A 21,143-nucleotide genomic window follows, 5' to 3' on the forward strand; every position below is an offset into this window, starting at 1 on the left:
ACCTTCGGAAGGTCTGCCACACCGAATCAGGGTCTCGCCGAATCAGCAGACCGACTTGATGGTCTTCGCGACGTTCGGGGTGCCGCCGGCCAGGGCGATGGCGCAACCCTGCGAGGAGCTCTGCGCGATGAGGGTGGCGCGAACGAGCACCACCGCCAGCTCGGGCGTCAGCGGTGTCGTCGCCGGGGCGGCGGTACCGAACACCGGTGCGGTGTTCATCTCGTCGTCACTGGTGTAGGCCGTGTAGGAAGTGGCCAGTCGAGACATTTTTTACTCCGTTCCATTTTCTTTTATCCGCGAAAATCACGCGGACGACATACAGGCACGACGGAACACGGCGCCGACGCAAATGGCGTCGCAACCGCCGTTTCCACAAGGATCAGGAAATCAAGTACCGGTGGCTCGATACTTTCTTCGATGCGCGTTCAGCACCGTTCCCCCCTCAGTCGAAAAATTGCCTGCTTGTTGTTTCGGACGCATCCGGATGGTGATCGGTTCCCGCTTCTCGAAAATTTTCATCCGAAGCCGGTCCGACTGGAAGGACTCGGTCTCGACATGCGCCGCGCCTGCAGTCCTTCGCACCGTACGGTGGTCCGTCATGAGATAGGACGGCCCGAAACCACTTGCGGTTCCATGAATTTCGGCAAATTTTGAGCATACGCCGGTGTGCGCCCGCCGGCCGCCGCCCGGTTCGGCAGCGCTTCGCCGGTACATGACAGCAATCCGTCCAAGATCGATGCGAGCGCCCGCGACATGACTCAGTATCTCTGGCACGGAGGTCGATCGGACCTCGTCGCACGAGGGGCAGGAACAGCCATGACAGTCGCCGGCAGGCAACGTCTCACTTCCGATCAGCGCAATTCGTTCATCGCGGCCCAATTGGGCTGGACGATGGACGCCTTCGACTTCTTCCTGGTCGTCTTCGTCTATGCCGATATCGCCGCTTCCTTCGATATGCCGAAATCCGACGTCGCGTTCATCACCACGGCGACGCTGATCATGCGTCCGGTGGGCGCGCTGCTGTTCGGGCTGTGGGCCGACCGGGTGGGCCGGCGCATTCCGCTGATGGTCGACGTCGCGTTCTACTCGGTGATCGGGTTCCTGTGCGCCTTCGCACCGAATTTCACTGTGCTGCTGATACTTCGGTTGCTCTACGGCATCGGCATGGGTGGGGAATGGGGCCTCGGCGCGGCGCTGGCGATGGAGAAGATCCCCGCCGAACGGCGCGGCTTCTTCTCCGGACTCCTGCAGGAGGGCTACTCGTTCGGCTACCTGCTCGCCTCGCTGGCCTCACTGCTGGTGATGAACTGGCTCGGCCTGTCCTGGCGCTGGCTGTTCGCGCTCTCGGTGATTCCGGCCCTGATCATCCTCGTGATCCGGACCCGCGTGGGTGAATCGGAGGCGTGGGAGAGCAGTCGCGAACATATGCGGCTCACCCAGACCTCGTTGCGTGATGTGGTGATGAACCCGGTCGTGATCCGCCGCTTCGCCTATCTCGTCCTGCTGATGACCGCGTTCAACTGGATGAGCCACGGCACCCAGGACGTCTACCCGACCTTCCTGTCCGCGATCGACAACGGCGGCGCCGGGTTGTCCTCGGCGACCGCCAAATGGATTGCGGTGGTGTACAACATCGGCGCCATCATCGGTGGTCTGGTGTTCGGCAGCCTGTCGCAGAAGTACGGTCGCCGCTACACCATCATCTTCTGCGCACTGCTCGGACTGCCGATCGTGCCGCTGTTCGCGTATTCGACGACCGCGGCCATGCTGTGCCTGGGATCGTTCCTGATGCAGCTGGTCGTGCAAGGCGCGTGGGGTGTCATCCCGGCACATCTGACCGAACTGTCGCCCGACGCCATCCGCGGCTTCTATCCGGGCGTGACCTACCAGCTGGGCAATCTGCTCGCCTCGCTCAATCTGCCGATCCAGGAGCGGGTGGCCGAAAGCCACGGATATCCGTTCGCCCTGGCCGTCACCATCGTGCCGGTGCTGATCGCGGTGGCCTTCCTGACTCTGATCGGCAAGGAGGCCAAGGGAATTCGCTTCGGCACGAACGAGAGCGCACTACCCGAAACGCCCGCCCGGCAATAGCCGGGTCGGCTAGTTCTGCGGTTGCTGCGCCGACTGGTCCTGCTTGGAACGCACCAGCTGCTTGGCCGGATTCGGGTCCGGCGCCACGCCGTCGTGGGCCACCATGGCCTCCTGGCGACCGAGCGTCGGACCGGCGGCGAGCAGGCCGACGATCTGATACGGCGCGAGTTCGGGTTTGGCCTTGTCGGCGTCCATTCCCAGCGCCTTCTGCGCCGCGGCGTCCTTGATGCCGTAGCGCACGCCGGTGTCGGCGATGAAGAACATGCTGTCGCGGCGCTGGCTGTCGGCCTCGATACCCGTGGTCTGGACGAAGAATCCCGAGCCGGGTGTGGAGTAGAAGGCATCGACATTCGGCCCGGACCCGTCGGCCTGCGCCAGCGGCGTGGTCTGCGCGCTGTCCGGGATCGGCAGCGAATGTCCGGTCAGCACAGCCAATTCCGCGCGCTTACTGCCGTCGGCCTTGTCGGCCGCACCGGACAGTGGCTTCCAGGACATGCATTCCACCGGCTGATCCTTCGAATCGACGATGGCCGGCGCAGACGTCGGATACTGCTGCACCGGAAGGTCGTTCGACGGCGGCGCCTGGGTACTGTCGTACTGGCTGATCTCGGGATTTTCCGAAGCCGTGGGGTTGGAGTTGCGGATGATGTCGGCGGTCAGCGGCGAGATGGGCTGCAAACCGTCGTGCAGGACCACGTAATACTGATCCTTGGTGTCGACATGCACCACATCGCCGATGCGGTGATTGCTCAGTGAATACCCCGGGGTGCCACCGGGATCGACGATTTTCGGCGGCGTGATGGGCAGGACCTCGGGCACCGCGTTCAGCAGACCTGCACTGATCGGGCGGGGAGTCATCCCGCGGATCTTCAGCGCCTCGGTCACTTTCGGATCGTTCATATCGACCCGGGCCCGCTGATTGTCGTAGATCAGATAGGCGGCGTCGCGGCCCTGCACCAGCAGCGCCTTACCCGAATCCAGCTTGGTGGCCTTGGAACCCAGCGACGGATCGCCGGCGAGCACCGTGGTGGTCAGCTCGCGGCTGCCGTCGTTCTTCAGCTCGTCGCAGATCGACCATGCGCGCCCCTTGCCGTTGCTGTCGAAATTCAGCGACGACGGCGCGCCCGGAATGCCGATCAGCGCCCCCCGCGGCTTCTTCGACAGCTCGGATTCCTTGATGGACACCGCTTTTGCGGGTTCGCCGACCGCGAGCCGCGCCGACGCGAGGTTCAACGACGGGTGAACGACGCCGTCGATGACGGCGTAGACGGCGCCGGAATCCTTGCCCAGCAGGATCTTGTTGTCGCCGATCGACCCCTGCGGCCGCAGCAGCGCGAGCACGCCACAACCGGCCAGCGCGACTACACCCAGTACCAGCCCGGCGGCATAGGCACGCGACTGCGAGCGCATCGGATCGTGCAGCATTCGCACGTCCCGGCGTACCAGGGCGTGCTCCATTCGCCTGACCAGGAAGCGATAGCCGCTCACCTGCCAGCGCGTAGTGGGCTTTGAAGGCATGAGTCCTCCCCCGAACAGTGCTCGCGTTCGCCCAACACAGTACAGTTCAGCAGGACTGAAGTTCAGCTCGGCCATCGAGGAATCGGCCGACACCGGGTACTTGGGGGACGACGATGGCCGAATCCAGCGGCACCAACAGCCGCCCGCTCCTCGGACGGATCTCGCTGCCGAATGTGCTGGCCGCACAGTTACTGGGACTGCTCGTCGGCGTCGTCGTGCTCGCGGTGGGGGTACCCGGCTGGTACGCACTGGGTGCCGCGATCCTGGCCGGCCTGGTGCTGCTCATCCCGATCGGCAAGCGCACCCTCGCCTCGTGGATCGCGACGGCGTGGCGCTATGTCACCCGCCAGGATTACGACCTCGGTGACACAGTCGATTTCCGTGGCCCGGACGGCCGCTCGCTCGGTCTGTACTGGGAAGGCAGCCGCGTCGTCGCCGTCGTCGAGGTGCTGCCGCCCAAGGGCGGCCTGACCCGGATCGACCGCAACACCGTGCACGCGTCGCATCTGCTGCCGCTGCCCGAACTGGCGCAGTGCCTGAGCCAGCACGACATCCTGCTGTCCGGTATCGACATCATCAGCCACGGCCACCGCAGCCGCTCCGGCACGCCCGCGGGGCCGATCTACGAATCGCTGCTCGGTCCGCTGCCCGCGACCGCACACCGAACCGTCTGGCTCGCCATCAGTTTCGACGCACTGGCCTGTCCGGAGGCCGCGGCCCGGCGCGGCGGCGGCACGGAGGGCGCGGGCCGGGCGGTCACCATCGCCACCCAGCGCATCGTGCGCGCACTCGAGGATGCCGACTGCGCGTCGCGCGTGCTCACCGCGCCCGAGATCCGCAAGGCTGTCTGGCAGATCAGCGCCGGTGTCGACCCGCGGGCGCTCACCCATCGCTGGCGCTACGCGGAACTGGGCAACAGCGTGAACATCGGCGCGGCGGTCGATCCCAAGCAGCTCGGCTCGGATCTGCTGGCACAGCTGTGGGTCGCGCCGTCGCGGGGAACCACCGTGGCGGTCCGCCTGCGGCCGGGTAGTTCGCCCGAGACGGTGAATATCGGCGCGGCGTGGCGACTGACCGCCCGGGAGCTGCCGGAGAAGACCAAGCGCAAGGGCATGGTGTCGCTGAGCGGCCGGCATCGCCAGAGCCTGCTGGCCCACCTGCCGATCGCGATTCCCGGCGTGGACGACACCGTTCCGATGAGCCAGTACCCGATCGACGTGGTGGGCGTGCTGCATCTGCCCTCCTCGGGCTGCGGTCAGCTGATCGGCTCCGACGAGGACGGCAACGGTGTCGCGGTTCGCCTTGTCGGACAAGGCATTTCGACCGTCTACGTGGCGGGCGAGCTGTATCTGGCGCAGCAGCTGGTGTTCCGCGCACTGGCCGTCGGCGAGCGCATCCTCATCCGCACCGATCGCCCGCACGCGTGGGAACAGCTGGTCACCACCATCGGCAATCCCGAGCGGCTCACCATCGCGGTGGAAACCCATCAGAGCGACGCCGGATTCACCGCGGCCGTGGTCGACGGTGTGCTCGCGCCCGCACCGCACGCCGGTGTCACCACGATCTACGTCACCGGCGATCCGATGGGCTGGCCGGCCACCAATCCGGATCTGTCGATCCACCAGCCGGGCGCGATCGGCAACCACGTGGTGATGCGGACCGGAACCACTCAGGTCGATCTGACGCTGGTCTCGATTCCCCGGGAGACGACCTATATCGGCAGCCCGCGGGGCCGCCGCCCGATGCCGCAGCAGGATCCCCGGCAGCGAGTCGCGCAGGCGCACGGGTAATTTCGCCGAGTTCGGGCCCGCGGCACGGGGCATACCCGCGTCGGCGCGGCGACCCGGCCCGCTCAGCCCGGATACGGGTCGGTGCTACGCGCCGTGCGCAAATGACGTGCCCACCAAGCCCATTGCCGCAGGAGCCGTTGCGCGGCGTCGACGGCGGCCCCGTCGGCGGTGTTGCCGTCCGCGTCGAATTTGCGTTTGGCCTCGTGGAAACTCACGGTCTCGCGAATCGAGACCATATGGATCTCCGCGACTACCTGGCGCAATTGCTCGACAGCCCGCAGACCGCCCGACAGTCCGCCGTAACCGACGAATCCGATCGGCTTGGCCCGCCACTCGCGCTTGGCGCTGTCGAGCGCCGTCTTCAGCGAGGCGGGATATCCGTGGTTGTACTCGGAGGTGACCGCGACGAATCCGTCCGCGGCGCCGATCCGCTCGCGGAAGGCCTCGACCTGCGGCGTCGTCGTCAGGTCGGTGGGCAGGGGGGTGTCTGCCAGATCGATGACCCCGACGTCGAGGCCGGCGTCGGCGCGGGCCGTGCGCAGGAACCAGTCGGCCACCACGGGCGCGAACCGCTCGGGCCGCACACTGGCGACGATGACCTCCAACCGCAGCGGATCGTCCATGGCGTCAGCCTAGTCGGCGCACTCGCCGCAGCGACGGCCTGCTCGCCGACCGCGCCGGCGGCACCGATACCCTGTGCCCCGGGCGAAAATCTTCGAGCACCATATTGGACGGCTATGGCCGATGGCCGCGACTGACGGGGCGCCGCGGATCGATCAGGAGGGGGCGAAATTCGTGATTCTCGGACATTGGTTGCTGATCGAAACACTCGACGTTCCCCCCACCTGGTCGGTCCTGGCCGTCGACACCGCACCGCGGCGATGGAAGTCGTTGGCGCGCACCGTTCCCACCCGGCTGATGCCGATCCTCACCGCCGCCGCCGCGAGCGGTGAGAGGGTCGAGCGACAGCTGCCGAAGTCCCGACATGCCTGGTCCGGACATCGCGCCTGCGCGATCGCGCTGACCGGGCCCGACGACCGGGTGCACGCGGTACAGCTGTGGGTGGGCCCCGGCGAGCCACCCGCGCCGCCGCCGGTCGCGACCCACCTGCTCGACGCGCGCACCCGGCGCACGGAAGTGCGATCCGCGGGTCTGGGCCCGGCGTTCGACCGCAAGCGCAGCGTCTGGATCGGAGCCGAATCCTTCGAACATGTAGAACGTTTCGACGATGCCCTGGATCTGGCCGCGATCGTGGCACGCGCCACACCCGGATCGCGCTGGTGCGGCGAAATCTGCGTGCGCACGCCGGACGGGCTGCGCACGTTGATGATGGCGACACGCAACTCTGCCGCCGATCCCTACCTGTGGCGCGGCATTCTGGCCGATGTCACCGACAGCGTTGCGCCGCAGCCGAAGTCGTTCGAGGCGGCCACCGTCGAGACGCTGGTCAGCCGCAATCCCGGAATGTATCTGGCGGTGGTCGACACCGAGCGGGTCCGGGTGATCCGGTGGATCAGCGCGCCGGTGCCGGGACTGGACTGGTCCGGCGGCACGGACGAACGCACGCTGCCACATCCCGGCGACCGGGAGCGAATCATCGCCGCGCGCACGGCGATCCGGGCCGGCGCGCCGTCGTGGACACTGCCGAACCTCCGGCTCGCGGATACGACCGGAGGCTGGATCACCGTGGACGTGGAGGTTTCACCCCTACCCCACGGCCCGGACGGCACCGGCGTACCCCATTTCGCGCTGGCCCGGATCGATCTGCGTGAACCCGCCACTCCGTAGCGGTCGATGCGGCGTCAGGGCAGTTCGAACGGCAGCGCCACCCCCGCGTGCACGGTGCAGTGCTCGCAGGTATCCATGCCCTCGACACCGGCGACCGCGCGACGTACCAGGGTTTTGAACGGCACCAGGTTTCGCTCGAATTCGGCGAAGACGGCGGCCGCACTGACACCGTCTCCGGCCTCCAGACCGGCATCGAGATCGGTCACCAAAGCGATGGCGGCATAACACATTTCGAGTTCGCGAGCGAGAACGGCTTCCGGGTATCCGGTCATGTTCACCAGTTCCCATCCCTGTCCGGCGAACCAGCGGCTCTCGGCCCGGGTGGAAAAGCGCGGGCCCTGGACCACGACCATGGTGGCGGCCGGTTGCATCGGCAGCTCGGGCACCGCCGCGCGGGTAGCGACCGCACGCAGGTCGTCGCAGTACGGATCGGCGAAGGAGACGTGGATGCCGCCGTTGTCGAAGTAGGTCTGCGCGCGGCCGGAGGTCCGGTCCACCAGCTGGTCGGGGACCGCCACGGTGCCCGGTCCCCAGTCCGCCCGCAGGCTGCCCACCGCGCACGGCGCGAAGATCCGCCGCACGCCGATCGAGCGCAGGGCCCACATATTGGCCTGATACGGCACGGTGTGCGGGGAATACTCGTGCTTGCGCCCGTGCCGCGGCAGGAAGGCGACCTGGCGGCCCTCGACCTCTCCGACGGTGATCGGCGCGCTCGGCACACCATAGGGTGTCTCGACCTCGAGGGTGGTCGCATCGTCGCCGAAGAAATCGTAGAAGCCGCTACCGCCGATGATGGCCAGTGCGGGGCGGGGATCCGAACTCATGCCCGCAATTCTCGCGTACGCCGCGACGGCGGCCCCCGCCGCCTCACCCCCCACCCGCTACCCTGACAGTGCCCCTCGAATAATGTACCCTAGGGGGGTATGGACCATCAGGGCGGGAGCGAGGAACAGCCGGTGACCGAGGATCAGAGCAACACGGTTCGGACCGCCGAGGCGGCCGTGCAGCCCGGGCACGACCACGCCACCCACGGCTACATCACCGCCAAGGACGACTACCTCAAGCGGCTGCGCCGGATCGAGGGGCAGGCGCGCGGCCTGCAGCGCATGGTCGAAGAGGAGAAGTACTGCATCGATATCCTCACCCAGGTTTCGGCCATGACCAAAGCCCTGCAGGCGGTGGCCATGGGCCTGCTGGAGGATCACATCAGTCACTGCGTGGTCGATGCCGCGGTCCAGGGCGGTCCCGAGGCCGAGGCGAAGATCAAGGAGGCCACCGACGCGATCGCGCGGTTGGTCCGTTCCTGAGCCGCGACGACATCCCCGCACGACCGCCGCACCGCTCCGGTTGTCGGATGCGGCCGGCGGTCGCGTGAACGACGATCAGACTCGCGCGGCCAGCGCCGGCGCCAGCGCGCGCAGCACCCCGATGTGGTCCTCGTCGGTGACCTGGATGGCGACCTGATCGGCGCCCGCCTTCAGGTGTTCGACCAGTGCGTCGGCGATCTGATCGGCCGAGCCGTGCAGCGCGAGCGCGTCGATCAGCCGATCGCTGCCGGGCGGGGTCAGGTCCTCGTCGCTGAAGCCGAGCCGACGCAGATTCGCCACGTAATTGCGCAGGTTCAGGTAGAACTCCGTGCGCGGGCGGGCGGTCAGGCGCGCCTGGACCGGGTCGGTGTCGAACGAGATCTTGTGTTCGGGCACGAGCAGCGCATCGGGACCCAGGATTTCGCGTGCCTGCCGGGTGTGTTCGGCGGTCACGAGGTAGGGCAGCGCTCCCGCGGTGCGGTCGGCGGCCAGCTTCAGTACCCGCGGTCCGAGCGCCGCCAGCGCGAGCTGCTGTTTCGGGACTCCGTTGGCGTCGAGCACGTCGACATAGTCGACGAGCGCGTCGTAGGGCTTGCGGAAATCCGAATCCTGCTCGGGATGTCCGGCGCCGAAGCCGAGGATGAACCGGCCCGGAAAGCGGCGGTCGATGCGATGGAAGGACTCGGCCACCTGTTCGGCGGGCGCCGACCAGATGTTGACGATGCTGGTTCCGACCGTCAGCGTCTCGGTCTCCTCGAGCAGCGCCTCCACGGCCGGTAGATCCGCCGGGGGCGAGCCGCCCAGCCACAGCGTGCTGTAACCGAGCCCCTCCAGCTCACGGGCCTGCCCCGGTTCGAAGCCGGCGTAGTATCGCCAGACGCCGAATTTTCCGATAGTGGTGGTTCGCGCAGCCTCAGTCATATTCGTTGCGAACTCCGTTGCGCGGGCGACTATTCCGCCCGGCACCGGAAAAAATCCCGGTCACGCGATCTGGCACTCACACCATGAGAGTGCTAAATTGGGTATCGAACAGCTTACGGCGCTCGCCGCCGAGGCGGGCGTCACCACTGGATATGGAGGTGATTCCTGTGCTGAGGTTCGACCCGTTCCACGACATCGACACCGTCGCCCGGCAGCTCCTGGGGGATGCCGCCGGAACCACGCGCGCGCCACGTTTCATGCCGATGGATCTGTTCAAGGCCGGTGACCACTACGTCCTCAATGCCGATCTCCCGGGCGTCGATCCCGGCTCGGTCGACGTGAGCGTGGACAACGGCACCCTGACGCTGAAGGCGCAGCGCAGCCTGCCCGGTGACGAGCATGTGCAATGGATCGCGTCGGAACGATTCGCGGGAACGTACATGCGTCAGCTGTCGCTCGGTGAGGGCATCGACGCCGACCACATCAGCGCCACCTACAACGACGGCGTGCTGTCGGTGACCCTGCCGATCGCCGAGAAGGCCAAGCCGCGGCGCATCGAGATCGGCGGTATGGGGCAGGGCCCGAAGACCATCGAGGCCGGCCACTCCGAGAGCAGCTGACCGGTCGCGGCAGGGATGTGCCCGCGCCCATCGGCGACAGATGAGAGTGCAAGCAGCACACCACTATTCACCGGTGCAAGGTGGCCGGGTGCGCGGGCGGAACCGAGGATCGTCGCGGCGAGAAGGAGGTGAGAGCGCGCAACCCTCGAATAGCGACTGCGTGCGGCCCCGCGATCTCGCGGGGCCGCCGCCGTGTCCGGGCACTGTGAAAACCGGCGGACGACCGGAGAATCGCCCGTAGGCGGTTCAGTCGCCGCAGCAACCCTCGGCGGACGGAATGGTCCGCATCTCGCGGGTTTCGGCGTTGCGGGCGGCCAGGTCCGCATCGGCCGGATAGTCGACGGCGATCAAGCTCAGGCCGTGCGCGGGGGCCACGGTGACGGAACTGGACCGTTCCCGTTCCGCGAGAAGACCTTCCACCCATTCGGGAGTGCGGCGCCCCTCCCCCACCGCGAGCACCGCGCCGACCAAACTGCGGACCATCGACCAGCAGAAGGCGTCGGCGCTGACGTAAGCGGTGAGCATGGCGGCTCCGCCGGCACCCTCCAGGGCCCCGCCGAGACCATCGATCGGCGTCACGGCCCAATCGAACCGCTGCAATTCCCGGACGGTCGTCGCCCCTTCGCGCCGACGGCAGAATGCGGCGAAATCGTGCAGTCCCAACAGCTTTCGTGACGCTTCCCGCATGGCGTCGAGATCGACACCGGGGCGGCATGCCACCACACTGCGAGCCAGCAGGGGCGGGGCGCCGTAGGGAGCCGTGGTGAGCCGATACGCGTAGTGACGGCGGATCGCGGAGAAGCGGGCGTCGAATTCCGGTGGCGCCGGGCGGATTCCGGTGACCCGCACATCCTTCGGCAGGAACCGCGCCAGCCGGTGCAGCAGCTTGTCGTGATCGGGCGGCGTGGTCGCGTCGAAATGTGCGACCTGCCCCTCGGCATGAACTCCGGCGTCGGTGCGGCCGGCCACCGTCAGCTGAATCGGTTCGCGCAGGACCTTGCTCAGCGACTCCTCCAGCACACCCTGCACGGTCCGCAGACCGGGCTGACGGGCCCAGCCGGTGAAATCGGTGCCGTCGTAGGCGATATCGAGACGTACTCGAACCGCAACCGAGGTTGCCGCCGGATCCTGCATGGTCACAGCCATTTCCTGGTTAACATGAGCGAAGCCCGCCGACCCGGAGGGGACGGCGGGCTCACTCGTGAATTCCCGACGCAGATCGAGAGGTCCCCGCACGCGGCGGGGACCAACTCATTCCGCCTTGTCCTCGGCGGGAGCCTCGGTGGACTCCGCCTCGGCAGCCTCGTCGGCCTTCGCCTCCGCAGCCTCGTCGGCCTTCGCCTCGGTGGCCTCTTCGGCCTCGGCAGCCTCGGTCTTGGCCTGCTGGGCGGCGACCCGGCGAGCGCGATCGGCCTCGTTGGTCACGGTCTTCTCCCGGACCAGCTCGATGATCGCCATCGGCGCGTTGTCACCCTTGCGGGGCACGGTCTTGATGATCCGGGTGTAGCCACCCTCGCGACCCTCGAACGACGGTCCGATGTTCGCGAAGAGTTCGTGCACCACGTCCTTGTTGCGGATCACCTTGAGGACCTCGCGGCGGTCGGCCAGCGAACCGGCCTTGGCCTTGGTGACCAGCTTCTCGGCGTAGGGGCGCAGCGCCTTGGCCTTGGCCTCGGTGGTCGTGATCCGACCGTGCTCGAAGAGCGCCGTGGCCAGATTGGCGAAGATCGCCTTCTGGTGCGACGCCGACCCGCCGAAGCGAGCACCCTTCTTGGGCTTGGGCATTGGTTGTTCTCCTGTGTCTATTCCGGCGTTCTCGGGGCCCTTCGTGGTTACGCTTCGCTACCGCCTACGGGCCCGTCGTTCACGCCGGGAGGAAAGGCCGAACGGGGCTGCCACCCCGGAAGGCCTAGAGCTGTTCGGTCTCGGCGTAGTCCTGCTCGCCGTTGTCTGCATCGCCGAAGGAGCCGCTGTCACTCCAGGTTCCGGTGGCGGCGTCGTAGCCGACGACGCTCGACGGATCGAAGGAGGCCGGGCTGTCCTTCAACGACAGGCCGAGCGAATGCAGCTTGACCTTGACCTCGTCGATGGACTTCTGGCCGAAGTTGCGGATGTCCAGCAGATCCGATTCGGTCCGCGCAACCAGCTCGCCGACGGTGTGCACACCCTCGCGCTTGAGGCAGTTGTACGAGCGCACGGTGAGGTCCAGGTCCTCGATCGGCAGCGCGAACGAGGCGATGTGGTCCGCCTCGGCCGGGCTGGGCCCGATCTCGATACCCTCGGCCTCCACGTTCAGCTCGCGCGCCAGGCCGAACAGCTCGACCAGGGTCTTACCGGCCGACGCCAGCGCATCCCGCGGGGAGATCGAGTTCTTGGTCTCGACGTCCAGGATGAGCCGGTCGAAGTCGGTGCGCTGCTCGACACGGGTGGCCTCGACCTTGTAGGTCACCTTCAGCACCGGCGAGTAGATCGAATCCACCGGGATCCGGCCGATTTCCGCACCCGAGGCCTTGTTCTGCACGGCCGGGACGTAACCGCGACCGCGCTCGACGACGAGCTCGATCTCCAGCTTGCCCTTGTCGTTCAGGGTGGCGATGTGCATATCCGGGTTGTGCACGGTCACACCGGCCGGGGGAACGATGTCACCGGCGGTGACGGTGCCCGGGCCCTGCTTGCGCACGTACATGGTGACCGGCTCGTCCTCTTCGGACGACACGACCAGGCCCTTGAGGTTCAGGATGATGTCGGTGACGTCTTCCTTCACACCCGGGACGGTGGTGAACTCGTGCAGCACGCCGTCGATGCGGATGCTGGTCACCGCGGCCCCCGGAATCGAGGACAGCAGGGTACGGCGCAGCGAATTGCCGAGGGTGTAACCGAAGCCCGGCTCGAGGGGTTCGATGGTGAACTTCGAGCGGTTCTCGGCCAGTACCTCTTCGGCCAGTGTGGGTCGCTGTGAAATCAGCATGAGGATCTCCTCCTTCAGGGGCGCCCGCTATTTGACGCCCACGAACTGGGGTGTGGATGAGCACGGAAAGTGCTCACCCACCAGCAGCACGAACGGCTTACTTCGAGTAGTACTCGACGATGAGCTGTTCGTTCAGCGGCACATCGATCTGCGCGCGTTCCGGGAGCTGGTGGACCAGGATCCGCAGCCGGTTCGGAACGACCTGCAGCCAGCCCGGGATCGGGCGATCGCCCTGGGTCTCACGGGCGACCTGGAACGGAAGCGTCGGCAGCGACTTCTCCTTGACATCGATGATGTCGTACTGGGAGACCTGGAAGCTGGGGACGTCGACCTTGCGGTTGTTCACCAGGAAGTGGCCGTGCGAGACCAGCTGACGGGCCTGGCGGCGGGTCCGGGCCAGACCGGCGCGGTACACGACGTTGTCCAGACGCGACTCGAGCAGCTGCAGCATGTTGTCGCCGGTCTTACCCTTGCGACGGTTCGCCTCTTCGTAGTAGCGGCGGAACTGCTTCTCCATGACGCCGTAGGTGAAGCGGGCCTTCTGCTTCTCCTGCAGCTGGAGCAGGTACTCGCTCTCCTTGATCCGCGCGCGGCCGTGCTGGCCGGGCGGGTAGGGACGACGCTCGAACGCCTGGTCGCCTCCGACGAGGTCGACACGCAGACGACGCGACTTGCGGGTGATGGGGCCTGTATAACGAGCCATTTTTCGCTAAATCCTTTCCCGCTAGACGCGACGCCGCTTGGGCGGACGGCAGCCGTTGTGCGGCTGCGGGGTGACGTCGGAGATCGTGCCCACCTCGAGGCCGGCGGCCTGCAGCGAGCGGATCGCGGTCTCACGGCCCGAACCCGGACCCTTGACGAACACGTCGACCTTCTTGACGCCGTTCTCCTGCGCCTTGCGGGCGGCGTTCTCGGCGGCGAGCTGCGCGGCGAACGGGGTCGACTTACGCGAACCCTTGAAGCCGACGTGACCCGACGACGCCCACGAGATCACGTTGCCCTCGGGGTCGGTGATCGAGACGATCGTGTTGTTGAACGTGGACTTGATGTGCGCGTGGCCGTGCGGAACGTTCTTCTTGTCCCGGCGACGCGCCTTCTGGGACTTCTTGGGGCCGGAGGCCCGACTCTTCGGAGGCATCGGTTATCCCTACTTCTTCTTGCCGGCGACGGTCTTCTTCGGACCCTTGCGCGTGCGCGCATTGGTCTTGGTCCGCTGTCCGCGCACCGGCAGGTGGCGGCGGTGGCGGATGCCCTGGTAGCAGCCGATCTCGATCTTGCGGCGGATGTCGGCCTGCACCTCACGGCGCAGGTCACCTTCGACCTTGAACTCCGACGCCTCGATGTAATCGCGCAACCGGGTGACGTCGTCGTCGCTGAGATCCTTCGACCGCAGGTCGGGGCTGACGCCGGTGGCGTCCAGGATCTCCTTGGCGCGGGTACGACCGATGCCGAAAATGTAGGTCAGCGCGATCTCCATGCGCTTCTCGCGCGGGAGATCGACGCCCATCAGACGTGCCATGTGGCAGCTTCCTTAACTGTTGCGGAGGTCTGCTCCCTGTCCGTCCCCTCGAATGGGGCCCCGGCCTCCGTTCCGGGGGTAGGTCGTCCGTCCGCTCTCCGCTCGTTTCCGAGGCGGCGAGCTCGCCGACGGCGACTGGCGCTGGGAGGTCTTCTTTTCTGTGCCAATCCGAACTGCGTTCGGTGCTTGGCTGGTGAACCCCTGCGTCGGGGCACAGTCCAGGTCAGCCCTGACGCTGCTTGTGACGCAGGTTGTCGCAGATCACCATGACCCGGCCGTTACGGCGGATCACCTTGCACTTCTCGCAGATCTTCTTGACGCTCGGCTGAACCTTCACGTCCGTCCAATCTGGTTGTGGTCCACACCGGGTGTGAACACAGCTTTTCCCCAGCCGTGTGACTGGGGAAATCTTCGGCGCGGATTCCTGGGTGAATCCACCCCTGAACCTCGCGAGTCCGGCGTCCGGACTCTCCCGGGAATCGCTTCCCGGAAACTCACTTGTAGCGGTAGACGATGCGACCGCGGGACAGGTCGTAAGGAGAAAGCTCCACGACCACGCGGTCCTCGGGCAGGATGCGGATGTAGTGCTGACGCATCTTGCCGCTGATGTGCGCGAGAACCTTGTGACCGTTCTCCAGCTCGATGCGGAACATCGCATTCGGCAGTGGCTCGATAACTCGACCCTCGACCTCGATGGCCCCGTCTTTCTTCGCCATATCCTCCGCGATCCCGCTTACGCTGAAACCCTGTGTGGTCTCAACTCTTCGGCTAGCTTGTCACTGCAGTTACCGGTGCACTCCAGTCGACCCGGTGCCATACTTTTCGTAGTCCATGCGGACATGCATTCGCATGAGCACAGACGTCGGGCAGGTGCACCGCCGACCAAGCTTACCCGTGCGCTCGCGATCCGGCCAAATGCGGTCCCCTCGCGCCGTTCGCGGCGGTCCTTCGCACCGCGCACGCCGCGTCGGTCAGTGGTCGGCGAGCGGGCCGCGCCCGGTCAGCGGGCCCCACGCCCCGATCAATCCGAGCATCAGCACCAGCGCGACCGTGATCACCGTGAACACCGCACCGGGCCCGTGGTTGTCCAGCAGCGGGAGCAGCACGAACGGCTGCACGGCGGTGCTCAGTTTCGACAGGGAATAGGCCGTACCCGAGGCGGTGCCGCGCACGGTCGTGGGGAACGATTCCGGCAGATACGTGTGCAGGGCGTTGGAGAAGATGTTGCTGGCCAGGGTGAACAGGCCGCCCGACAGCAGAATCAGCGGCACACTCGTCGCGAAGCCGAAGATCAGCCCGAACACCGCCATCAGCGCGGCCGACGCCAGCACCAGGTATTTGCGCTCGGTGCGCTCGATCAGAGGGATCGACAGCAGCGAACCCAGCGGATAGCCCAGATAGGTAATGGTCAGATAGCCCAGCGAGTTCACCACCGTGAACCCCTTGTGCTGTAAGACCAGCACCGCCAGCGTGCCGAAACCGTAGTAGCCGAAGACCTGCAGGATCATCACCGCGGAGAACAGCAGGGTGCGGCCGCGATTGGCACCGCGCAGAATATCGGCGAACGGCACCTTCGCCCGTCCGTTCGCAGCCGCGGTGTCGCTCGTGACCTTGTCGTGCCGGGCCTGCCAGCGCGGGGACTCGGGCATGTGCCGACGGGCGACGAACACCAGGGCGGCGCCGAGTCCGCCGAAGACGAACAGCCAGCGCCAGCCGTCCGTGCCGAACGGTTCCAGCGGAACCAGCCACCGAGCCAGGAATCCGACGGTCGGGACGGCGCAGAATCCGATGGTGTAGGCGATGGCGATCATCCGCCCGCGGACCTGCGGCGGCATCGTCTCCGACAGATAGGTGTCGGAGACGGTCATCTCCGCACCGATACCGAGGCCCGCGAGGACCCGCGTCGCCATCAGGAACCAGACGTTGGGGCTGAACGCGCCGAGCAGCGTGAATCCCGCGTACACCCCGATATTGATCATGAACATCCGGCGACGGCCGAAGAGGTCCGAGAGCCGGCCGATGAGCAGGGCGCCGAGAAACTGGCCCACGAAGGCCGAGGCGAGAATGCCGCTCAGCTGATAGGTCGACAGCGCGAGCTGCTGCTTCAGCACGCCGGTGATGGTGCCGGCGAGGAACAGTTCGTAGAGATCGAAGAACAGGCCCAGGCCGACCAGAGCGACAAGTTTGCGATGGACCGGCCGGACGGGAAGTTCGTCCAACCGGGCCGCGCGGGGATCATCGCCCGCGGTGATTGCCATGTCGATACGCTCCCGACCTCGCAAATAAGGGGCAACCGAACCACGCGACGCGTCGGCCGACCGGCTTGTCGGCTGTGGGTAGGACATCCGTCACGGCCGATAGCCCTCGCGTAAACTACCGGCTGTCCAGGAAATCGGTCCAGCAGATCCCAGGGGGACACCCGTGAGCGTGCGCAGCGAGCGAATTACGGACGCAGCGCCCTCGAACCCGATCGGCACGATCCTCGGCGAGGCCCCGACCACGAACCGCGGTGAGGTACTGCCGTGAGTCGCAACAACAACGATCTGCCCATGCTGCCCCCGTGGCTGTCGGAGAGCGACGTCACGCAAACGGGGTACGAAGCGCCCGTCGAGAACCTCCCGCACGAGGAGTACATCCCGGAGGACAGCGGTCCGCGACGGTTGTTCTCCCGCAAATCCGACGACCGGGCGGAGTCCGACAAGAAGGAGTCCGACCGGAAGTGGCGGAAATCCCGCCGCAAGGACAAGGCCGACGCCGAGCCTGCCGCCGGTGAGACGTCACCCTCGTGGGGGCCGCCGGGAACCGCGGGGCCGCACGGCGATGCGCAGCCGGGGCCGGAATCGTTGCGCGGCAACGGTGTTCAGGGCTCCGAGCCGATGCCGTGGCAACAGCCGTCCGAGGGCTACGGTTCGGACGGCGCCCAGGGTGTGATCCCGGCCGACTTCCGTGCGCAGCAACAGAATCAGTTCGCGCAGCCGCCGGCTCAGCAGGCGCAGGCGTGGAATTCGTCGCCATCCGCAGCGTCCTCGGGCCACGACTTCGGCCGCCCGCCCGCTACCGCACAGCCGATTCCCGCTCCGGCGCCGGAGCAACCGCGGCCGACCACGCCGGGCCCGGACCAGGCGTCCGGCCCGCTTTCCTCCGCGCCGCTGTCCGGCGAGTTCCCGGCGGCACCGCCGCAGACTCCGGCCCGCCCGCCGATTCCGCCCGCACCGCAACATCTGTCGAACACTCCCCTTCCGGCCGCCGAAGGCGCGGATGCGGAGCTGACCGTGCGGGTGACCCGGCGGCCCGACCTGCCGCCCCCGCCCCAGCAGTCGGCCCCGACTCCGCCGCCGCTGCCCGAGTGGCCGGACCCGACTCCCCCCGCCCGTTCCGGACCGCCGCCGCGGCTGGGCGTGCCGCAAGGTTACGAGGACGCGCCGTCGGGACCGAACAGCGCTGGCGCACAGCAGTTTTCACTGCCCGACACTCCCGTCGCACCGACAGCAACCGCGCCCGGCCTGCCGCAGCAGGAGGCGGATGCCCGCCCCGCCTCGGCGGAGATGCCGCTGACCGGAACCACTCCTCCCGTTCCGACGCACGGATCGGCGGCAGGTCCGTTCGGTTCGGGTCCGGACGCGAGCGAACGGGCCGAGAACGTGGGCGGCGGGGCTTCCCGCATCACCGAGGAGGCGCCCGCCTGGCTCGGCCGCGTGACGGAACAGTCGGCCGCGCAGGCCGATTCCGCGCCCGCGCGCGACGCCGCCGAGGCCTCGGTCGCGCCGATCTCGGATTCGGGTGCGCCCGGCGAGACCGCCGTATCGAATACGCCTCAGGCGGACCTCCCCGCCGCAGCGGATGTGACGGGGAACGGTGGCGCCGGCACGTGGGATGCCTTCGCACTCGGCACTGCCGCAGTTCCGCACGGTGGCGCACCTTCCGGACCGCGGTCTCTCCACCCGCCGGCGGTGGGAACCCATGCGCCGGAAAGTGATTCGGGCGCGTCGTCGGTCGTCGGCGGTGTCGGCTTCTACGGCTCCGGGGACGCCGGCACCGGTTCGGCAGATCAGCAGTGGAGCGGGCGACATCGGCTCGACTCCGAACGGGTGCCGGCTCAGGAACCTGTCGTGCGACCCGGACCGGATGCCGGTGCCGCGTGGAACGGACCGGATGCGCCGGCACCGCGGCCCGGCACGCATCAGCAGCTGCCGGAAGGCACCGGTCCGCAGTACGGCGCGGCGCCGCAGACGACGCAGTACCAGCAGCCACCCGCTCCGGACTTCGGAACACACACACCGCATTCCGGCCCGATGCCGCAGTCGCCGAATTCCGAATCGACGATGGTCGTCGGCCCGCACGGCGTTTCGCAGCCTCGGATCCCACAGCCGGCCCCGGACGCCCAGTGGCACAGCGCACCGCAACCGCCGCCGCAGGTGCCGGGCCCGGCGACCGGTCCCGAACAGCAGTGGGCCGCACGGCAGGCGGATCAATATTCCCAGCCGCAGCAGTACGCGCAGCCGAATCCGTACATGCCGGGGCAGCAGGCCCATTCGCCCGAGCAGTATCAGCAGGCCCCCAACCCGCAGGCCCACCAGCCGCAGCCGCAGCATCAGCAGTACCAGCAGGGTCAGCCGCCGCAGCAGTACCCACCGAACGGCGTGACGCCCTCGCTGGAGGATGTGCCGATGCGCCGGGCGAAGAAGGCCCCCGGTTCGGGGTGGCGGCGCGCGGTGCACCACATGTCGGGCGGTGCCATCAATCCGGGTATGTCCGCGGAGGAGCGGCGTCTGCAGGAACTGGTGGCTCGCATCCGGCAGCCGGTGCGCGGCGACTACCGGATCGCCACCCTGTCGTTGAAGGGCGGCGTCGGCAAGACGACCACCACCATGGGCATCGGCTCGATCTTCGCCTCCATCCGCGGCGACCGCGTGATCGCCGTCGACGCCAACCCGGACTTCGGCACACTCTCGCAGCGGGTGCCGCTGCAGACCCGATCCACGGTGCGAGATCTGTTGCTGGATCAACAGATTCGCAGTTACGGCGACGTGCGGCGGCACACGTCGCAGGCCACCAGCCGGTTGGAGGTGCTGGCCAGTGAGCGTGATCCGGCGGCGTCGGAATCGTTCAGCGAGGACGAGTACCGCCAGGTGCTGCGCGTCCTGCAGCGGTTCTACAACATCATCCTCACCGACTGCGGTACCGGACTGATGCATTCGGCCATGGCGGGTGTGCTGGATCTGGCGCATTCGCTGGTGCTGATCTCGTCGTCGGCGATCGACGGCGCCCGTAGTGCGGCGGCGACGCTGGACTGGCTCTCCCTGCACGGGCACGATCACCTGGTGCGCAATGCCGTGGTGGTGATCAATCTGCCGCGCGAGGGGTCGCCGAATGTGGCGATTCAGCATCTGCGCGAATACTTTCTGGCCCGCTGCCGCGCCGTGCACGTCATCCCCTACGACCCGCATCTGGCCGAGGGCGCCGAGATCGATCTGGCCCGGCTGCACAAGAACACCAAGCGGGCGCTGGTCGAACTGGCCGCGACGGTGGCCGACGATTTCGCCACCGACCATCGGCGGTTCGGCGGTTACTGAGTGCCGCGGTCCTGCCAGGTGAGCGGGGTCGCCCGGACTTCGGCGATACTGCGTCCGCGGCGGCGGCGGAACAGGCTTCGCAGGGTGCCCGCGTTGAGGTAGCCGACCCGCGCGGCCACCGTCTCCACGGTGGCGTTGGTGGTGCGCAGCAGCCGGGTGGCGCGCTCGAGGCGGATCTCGTTCACGAAATCCCGTGGTGACATCCCGATTTCGGCCTGGGTAGCACGCTGCAGGCTGCGCACGGTGACGCCGAGTTCGCGAGCGACGTCGGTGATCCGGAACTGCTCGGCGATATGGCCGCGCACCCAGCGTTCGAACGCCGCCACCAGCGAATTCCCGCGCGCGATCACCTGCGGGACGATGTAGTCGCGTTGTTCGCCTCCGCTGCCGGCCAACAGCATCCGGGCCGCGCGTTCGGCTTGGGCGGGACTGCGACCGGCCACCGTGGCCAATGCGAGGTCGAGGTGCGCCAGGGCCGCCGCGGCCGTCGCGATATGACCGGAACGGCACAGGATGCGCCCCTCGTCCAGGTCGACGTTCGGATAGCGGCGACGGAAGGCCGGACCGAGCCACCAGCTCGTCGTCGCGGGCAGGCCGTCGAGCACCCCGGCCTCGGCGAGGAAGAAGGTTCCGGTGCACGCGGCGGCCAGCCCGGTCCCCGCCAGGTGTGCCTGCGAAATGCGTTCCAGTACCGGCCTGTTGGCGGGCGCGGCGATGAGGTCGACCACCGCGTCCGCATCCATGGCCAGCACGGCGGGCACGATGATCGGGCCGATGTCGGCGGGTACCTCGGCCAACGGTGTGGTGGGAATCAGATGGCCGTGGCCCGAGCGGACGCTGCCGCCGAGCGCGACGGTGTGCACCCGCCACGGCTCGGGTTCCAGCTCCGGATCGTCGACGAGCGAGTTCGCCGTGTTGAAGACCTCCAGCACGGCGGCGAGACCGAGGTCTCCGACGCCATCCACGACGAAAACCGCGACATCCATGTCGCAAACAGTACTGAATGCGTCGGATACGACACTGATATTGCGCGTATCCACCGCTTAGG

22 protein-coding genes are annotated in these 21,143 nt (G+C 67.5%); 6 read left to right on the forward strand and 16 right to left on the reverse strand.

Annotated elements, in window-relative coordinates:
- Positions 1-42: 42 nt before the first annotated feature.
- Both NE2_RS28405 and NE2_RS36025 read right to left on the reverse strand, forming a co-directional pair.
- Positions 43-267 carry a hypothetical protein gene (locus tag NE2_RS28405; protein ID WP_063031049.1) on the reverse strand — a complete coding sequence of 75 codons (225 nt, stop codon included), beginning with the start codon at positions 265-267 and terminating at the stop codon, positions 43-45.
- A 120-nt stretch (positions 268-387) separates the two neighbouring features.
- Positions 388-774, reverse strand: coding sequence for a hypothetical protein (locus NE2_RS36025; RefSeq protein WP_146165372.1), 387 nt, complete (start codon positions 772-774; stop codon positions 388-390).
- A 42-nt stretch (positions 775-816) separates the two neighbouring features.
- On the opposite strand from NE2_RS36025, the gene NE2_RS28410 reads away from it, so the two are divergent.
- A complete protein-coding gene (locus tag NE2_RS28410; protein ID WP_063031051.1) occupies positions 817-2,091 on the forward strand; it encodes an MFS transporter in 1,275 nt (424 codons plus the stop codon).
- Positions 2,092-2,100: 9 nt separating this feature from the next.
- Here the strand turns inward: NE2_RS28410 and eccB are convergent, their stop codons facing one another.
- Positions 2,101-3,609 carry a type VII secretion protein EccB gene (gene eccB, locus NE2_RS28415; RefSeq protein ID WP_063031053.1) on the reverse strand — a complete coding sequence of 503 codons (1,509 nt, stop codon included), beginning with the start codon at positions 3,607-3,609 and terminating at the stop codon, positions 2,101-2,103.
- Positions 3,610-3,722: 113 nt separating this feature from the next.
- On the opposite strand from eccB, the gene eccE reads away from it, so the two are divergent.
- Entirely contained in the window at positions 3,723-5,399 is a 1,677-nt protein-coding gene (eccE, locus tag NE2_RS28420; RefSeq protein ID WP_063031055.1) for a type VII secretion protein EccE, read from the forward strand.
- A 62-nt stretch (positions 5,400-5,461) separates the two neighbouring features.
- Here eccE and NE2_RS28425 read toward each other — a convergent pair whose 3' ends face one another.
- Positions 5,462-6,022, reverse strand: a complete 561-nt coding sequence (locus tag NE2_RS28425; protein WP_063031057.1) for an NADPH-dependent FMN reductase — start codon at positions 6,020-6,022, stop codon at positions 5,462-5,464.
- A 121-nt stretch (positions 6,023-6,143) separates the two neighbouring features.
- Here NE2_RS28425 and NE2_RS28430 point away from each other — a divergent pair, with 121 nt between their 5' ends.
- Positions 6,144-7,187: a GAF domain-containing protein gene (locus tag NE2_RS28430; protein WP_228816535.1), complete on the forward strand. Its 1,044-nt coding sequence runs from the start codon at positions 6,144-6,146 to the stop codon at positions 7,185-7,187.
- Positions 7,188-7,201: 14 nt separating this feature from the next.
- On the opposite strand, the gene NE2_RS28435 is transcribed toward NE2_RS28430, so the two are convergent.
- Positions 7,202-8,011, reverse strand: coding sequence for an S-methyl-5'-thioadenosine phosphorylase (locus tag NE2_RS28435; RefSeq protein WP_063031059.1), 810 nt, complete (start codon positions 8,009-8,011; stop codon positions 7,202-7,204).
- A gap of 99 nt (positions 8,012-8,110) precedes the next feature.
- Here NE2_RS28435 and NE2_RS28440 point away from each other — a divergent pair, with 99 nt between their 5' ends.
- Complete coding sequence (locus NE2_RS28440) at positions 8,111-8,494, forward strand: metal-sensitive transcriptional regulator (protein ID WP_228796217.1); 384 nt, start codon at positions 8,111-8,113, stop codon at positions 8,492-8,494.
- 75 nt (positions 8,495-8,569) lie between these two features.
- Here NE2_RS28440 and NE2_RS28445 read toward each other — a convergent pair whose 3' ends face one another.
- A complete protein-coding gene (locus NE2_RS28445; RefSeq protein ID WP_063031061.1) occupies positions 8,570-9,415 on the reverse strand; it encodes an LLM class F420-dependent oxidoreductase in 846 nt (281 codons plus the stop codon).
- Positions 9,416-9,582: 167 nt separating this feature from the next.
- Between NE2_RS28445 and NE2_RS28450 the strand changes: the two genes are divergently transcribed.
- Positions 9,583-10,035, forward strand: coding sequence for an Hsp20/alpha crystallin family protein (locus tag NE2_RS28450; protein ID WP_063031079.1), 453 nt, complete (start codon positions 9,583-9,585; stop codon positions 10,033-10,035).
- Between the two features lie 246 nt (positions 10,036-10,281).
- Here the strand turns inward: NE2_RS28450 and truA are convergent, their stop codons facing one another.
- From truA to NE2_RS28495, 9 genes are all read right to left on the reverse strand, one after another.
- Positions 10,282-11,181, reverse strand: coding sequence for a tRNA pseudouridine(38-40) synthase TruA (gene truA, locus NE2_RS28455; RefSeq protein ID WP_063031063.1), 900 nt, complete (start codon positions 11,179-11,181; stop codon positions 10,282-10,284).
- A 105-nt stretch (positions 11,182-11,286) separates the two neighbouring features.
- Positions 11,287-11,820, reverse strand: coding sequence for a 50S ribosomal protein L17 (gene rplQ / locus NE2_RS28460; RefSeq protein ID WP_030513446.1), 534 nt, complete (start codon positions 11,818-11,820; stop codon positions 11,287-11,289).
- A gap of 124 nt (positions 11,821-11,944) precedes the next feature.
- Positions 11,945-13,003 (reverse strand): DNA-directed RNA polymerase subunit alpha, encoded by a 1,059-nt coding sequence (locus tag NE2_RS28465; RefSeq protein WP_030513445.1) that lies wholly within the window; start codon positions 13,001-13,003, stop codon positions 11,945-11,947.
- A gap of 97 nt (positions 13,004-13,100) precedes the next feature.
- Entirely contained in the window at positions 13,101-13,706 is a 606-nt protein-coding gene (gene rpsD / locus NE2_RS28470; protein ID WP_030513444.1) for a 30S ribosomal protein S4, read from the reverse strand.
- Positions 13,707-13,727: 21 nt separating this feature from the next.
- Positions 13,728-14,141: a 30S ribosomal protein S11 gene (rpsK, locus tag NE2_RS28475; RefSeq protein ID WP_025347281.1), complete on the reverse strand. Its 414-nt coding sequence runs from the start codon at positions 14,139-14,141 to the stop codon at positions 13,728-13,730.
- A 9-nt stretch (positions 14,142-14,150) separates the two neighbouring features.
- Complete coding sequence (rpsM, locus tag NE2_RS28480) at positions 14,151-14,522, reverse strand: 30S ribosomal protein S13 (protein ID WP_030513443.1); 372 nt, start codon at positions 14,520-14,522, stop codon at positions 14,151-14,153.
- Positions 14,523-14,745: 223 nt separating this feature from the next.
- Positions 14,746-14,859 (reverse strand): 50S ribosomal protein L36, encoded by a 114-nt coding sequence (gene rpmJ / locus NE2_RS28485; protein ID WP_025347279.1) that lies wholly within the window; start codon positions 14,857-14,859, stop codon positions 14,746-14,748.
- Positions 14,860-15,016: 157 nt separating this feature from the next.
- Positions 15,017-15,238: a translation initiation factor IF-1 gene (gene infA, locus NE2_RS28490; protein WP_003886926.1), complete on the reverse strand. Its 222-nt coding sequence runs from the start codon at positions 15,236-15,238 to the stop codon at positions 15,017-15,019.
- A 255-nt stretch (positions 15,239-15,493) separates the two neighbouring features.
- Entirely contained in the window at positions 15,494-16,780 is a 1,287-nt protein-coding gene (locus tag NE2_RS28495; protein ID WP_063031065.1) for an MFS transporter, read from the reverse strand.
- 264 nt (positions 16,781-17,044) lie between these two features.
- Between NE2_RS28495 and NE2_RS37565 the strand changes: the two genes are divergently transcribed.
- Positions 17,045-20,095 (forward strand): MinD/ParA family ATP-binding protein, encoded by a 3,051-nt coding sequence (locus NE2_RS37565; RefSeq protein WP_307618109.1) that lies wholly within the window; start codon positions 17,045-17,047, stop codon positions 20,093-20,095.
- Here NE2_RS37565 and NE2_RS28505 read toward each other — a convergent pair.
- Positions 20,089-21,081, reverse strand: a complete 993-nt coding sequence (locus NE2_RS28505) for a GlxA family transcriptional regulator (protein WP_063031067.1) — start codon at positions 21,079-21,081, stop codon at positions 20,089-20,091. The two genes, NE2_RS37565 and NE2_RS28505, sit on opposite strands and share 7 nt — an antisense overlap.
- Between the last annotated feature and the right edge of the window lie 62 nt (positions 21,082-21,143).

Origin of the sequence: Nocardia elegans NBRC 108235 (assembly GCF_001612845.1) — a bacterium.
GTDB classification, from domain to species: domain Bacteria; phylum Actinomycetota; class Actinomycetes; order Mycobacteriales; family Mycobacteriaceae; genus Nocardia; species Nocardia nova.

What these genes read in the sequence shown, in the direction of transcription:
- eccE (WP_063031055.1), top strand. Translation starts at nt 3,723, where the DNA reads ATGGCCGAATCCAGCGGCACCAACAGCCGCCCGCTCCTCGGACGGATC.
- NE2_RS28445 (WP_063031061.1), bottom strand. Translation starts at nt 9,415, where the DNA reads ATGACTGAGGCTGCGCGAACCACCACTATCGGAAAATTCGGCGTCTGG.
- rpsM (WP_030513443.1), bottom strand. Translation starts at nt 14,522, where the DNA reads ATGGCACGTCTGATGGGCGTCGATCTCCCGCGCGAGAAGCGCATGGAG.
- NE2_RS28435 (WP_063031059.1), bottom strand. Translation starts at nt 8,011, where the DNA reads ATGAGTTCGGATCCCCGCCCCGCACTGGCCATCATCGGCGGTAGCGGC.
- rpsK (WP_025347281.1), bottom strand. Translation starts at nt 14,141, where the DNA reads ATGCCTCCGAAGAGTCGGGCCTCCGGCCCCAAGAAGTCCCAGAAGGCG.
- NE2_RS28430 (WP_228816535.1), top strand. Translation starts at nt 6,144, where the DNA reads ATGGCCGCGACTGACGGGGCGCCGCGGATCGATCAGGAGGGGGCGAAA.
- rplQ (WP_030513446.1), bottom strand. Translation starts at nt 11,820, where the DNA reads ATGCCCAAGCCCAAGAAGGGTGCTCGCTTCGGCGGGTCGGCGTCGCAC.
- NE2_RS28440 (WP_228796217.1), top strand. Translation starts at nt 8,111, where the DNA reads ATGGACCATCAGGGCGGGAGCGAGGAACAGCCGGTGACCGAGGATCAG.
- NE2_RS28405 (WP_063031049.1), bottom strand. Translation starts at nt 267, where the DNA reads ATGTCTCGACTGGCCACTTCCTACACGGCCTACACCAGTGACGACGAG.
- NE2_RS28505 (WP_063031067.1), bottom strand. Translation starts at nt 21,081, where the DNA reads ATGGATGTCGCGGTTTTCGTCGTGGATGGCGTCGGAGACCTCGGTCTC.
- infA (WP_003886926.1), bottom strand. Translation starts at nt 15,238, where the DNA reads ATGGCGAAGAAAGACGGGGCCATCGAGGTCGAGGGTCGAGTTATCGAG.
- truA (WP_063031063.1), bottom strand. Translation starts at nt 11,181, where the DNA reads ATGGCTGTGACCATGCAGGATCCGGCGGCAACCTCGGTTGCGGTTCGA.
- NE2_RS28465 (WP_030513445.1), bottom strand. Translation starts at nt 13,003, where the DNA reads ATGCTGATTTCACAGCGACCCACACTGGCCGAAGAGGTACTGGCCGAG.
- eccB (WP_063031053.1), bottom strand. Translation starts at nt 3,609, where the DNA reads ATGCCTTCAAAGCCCACTACGCGCTGGCAGGTGAGCGGCTATCGCTTC.
- NE2_RS28425 (WP_063031057.1), bottom strand. Translation starts at nt 6,022, where the DNA reads ATGGACGATCCGCTGCGGTTGGAGGTCATCGTCGCCAGTGTGCGGCCC.
- rpsD (WP_030513444.1), bottom strand. Translation starts at nt 13,706, where the DNA reads ATGGCTCGTTATACAGGCCCCATCACCCGCAAGTCGCGTCGTCTGCGT.
- NE2_RS28495 (WP_063031065.1), bottom strand. Translation starts at nt 16,780, where the DNA reads ATGGCAATCACCGCGGGCGATGATCCCCGCGCGGCCCGGTTGGACGAA.
- NE2_RS28410 (WP_063031051.1), top strand. Translation starts at nt 817, where the DNA reads ATGACAGTCGCCGGCAGGCAACGTCTCACTTCCGATCAGCGCAATTCG.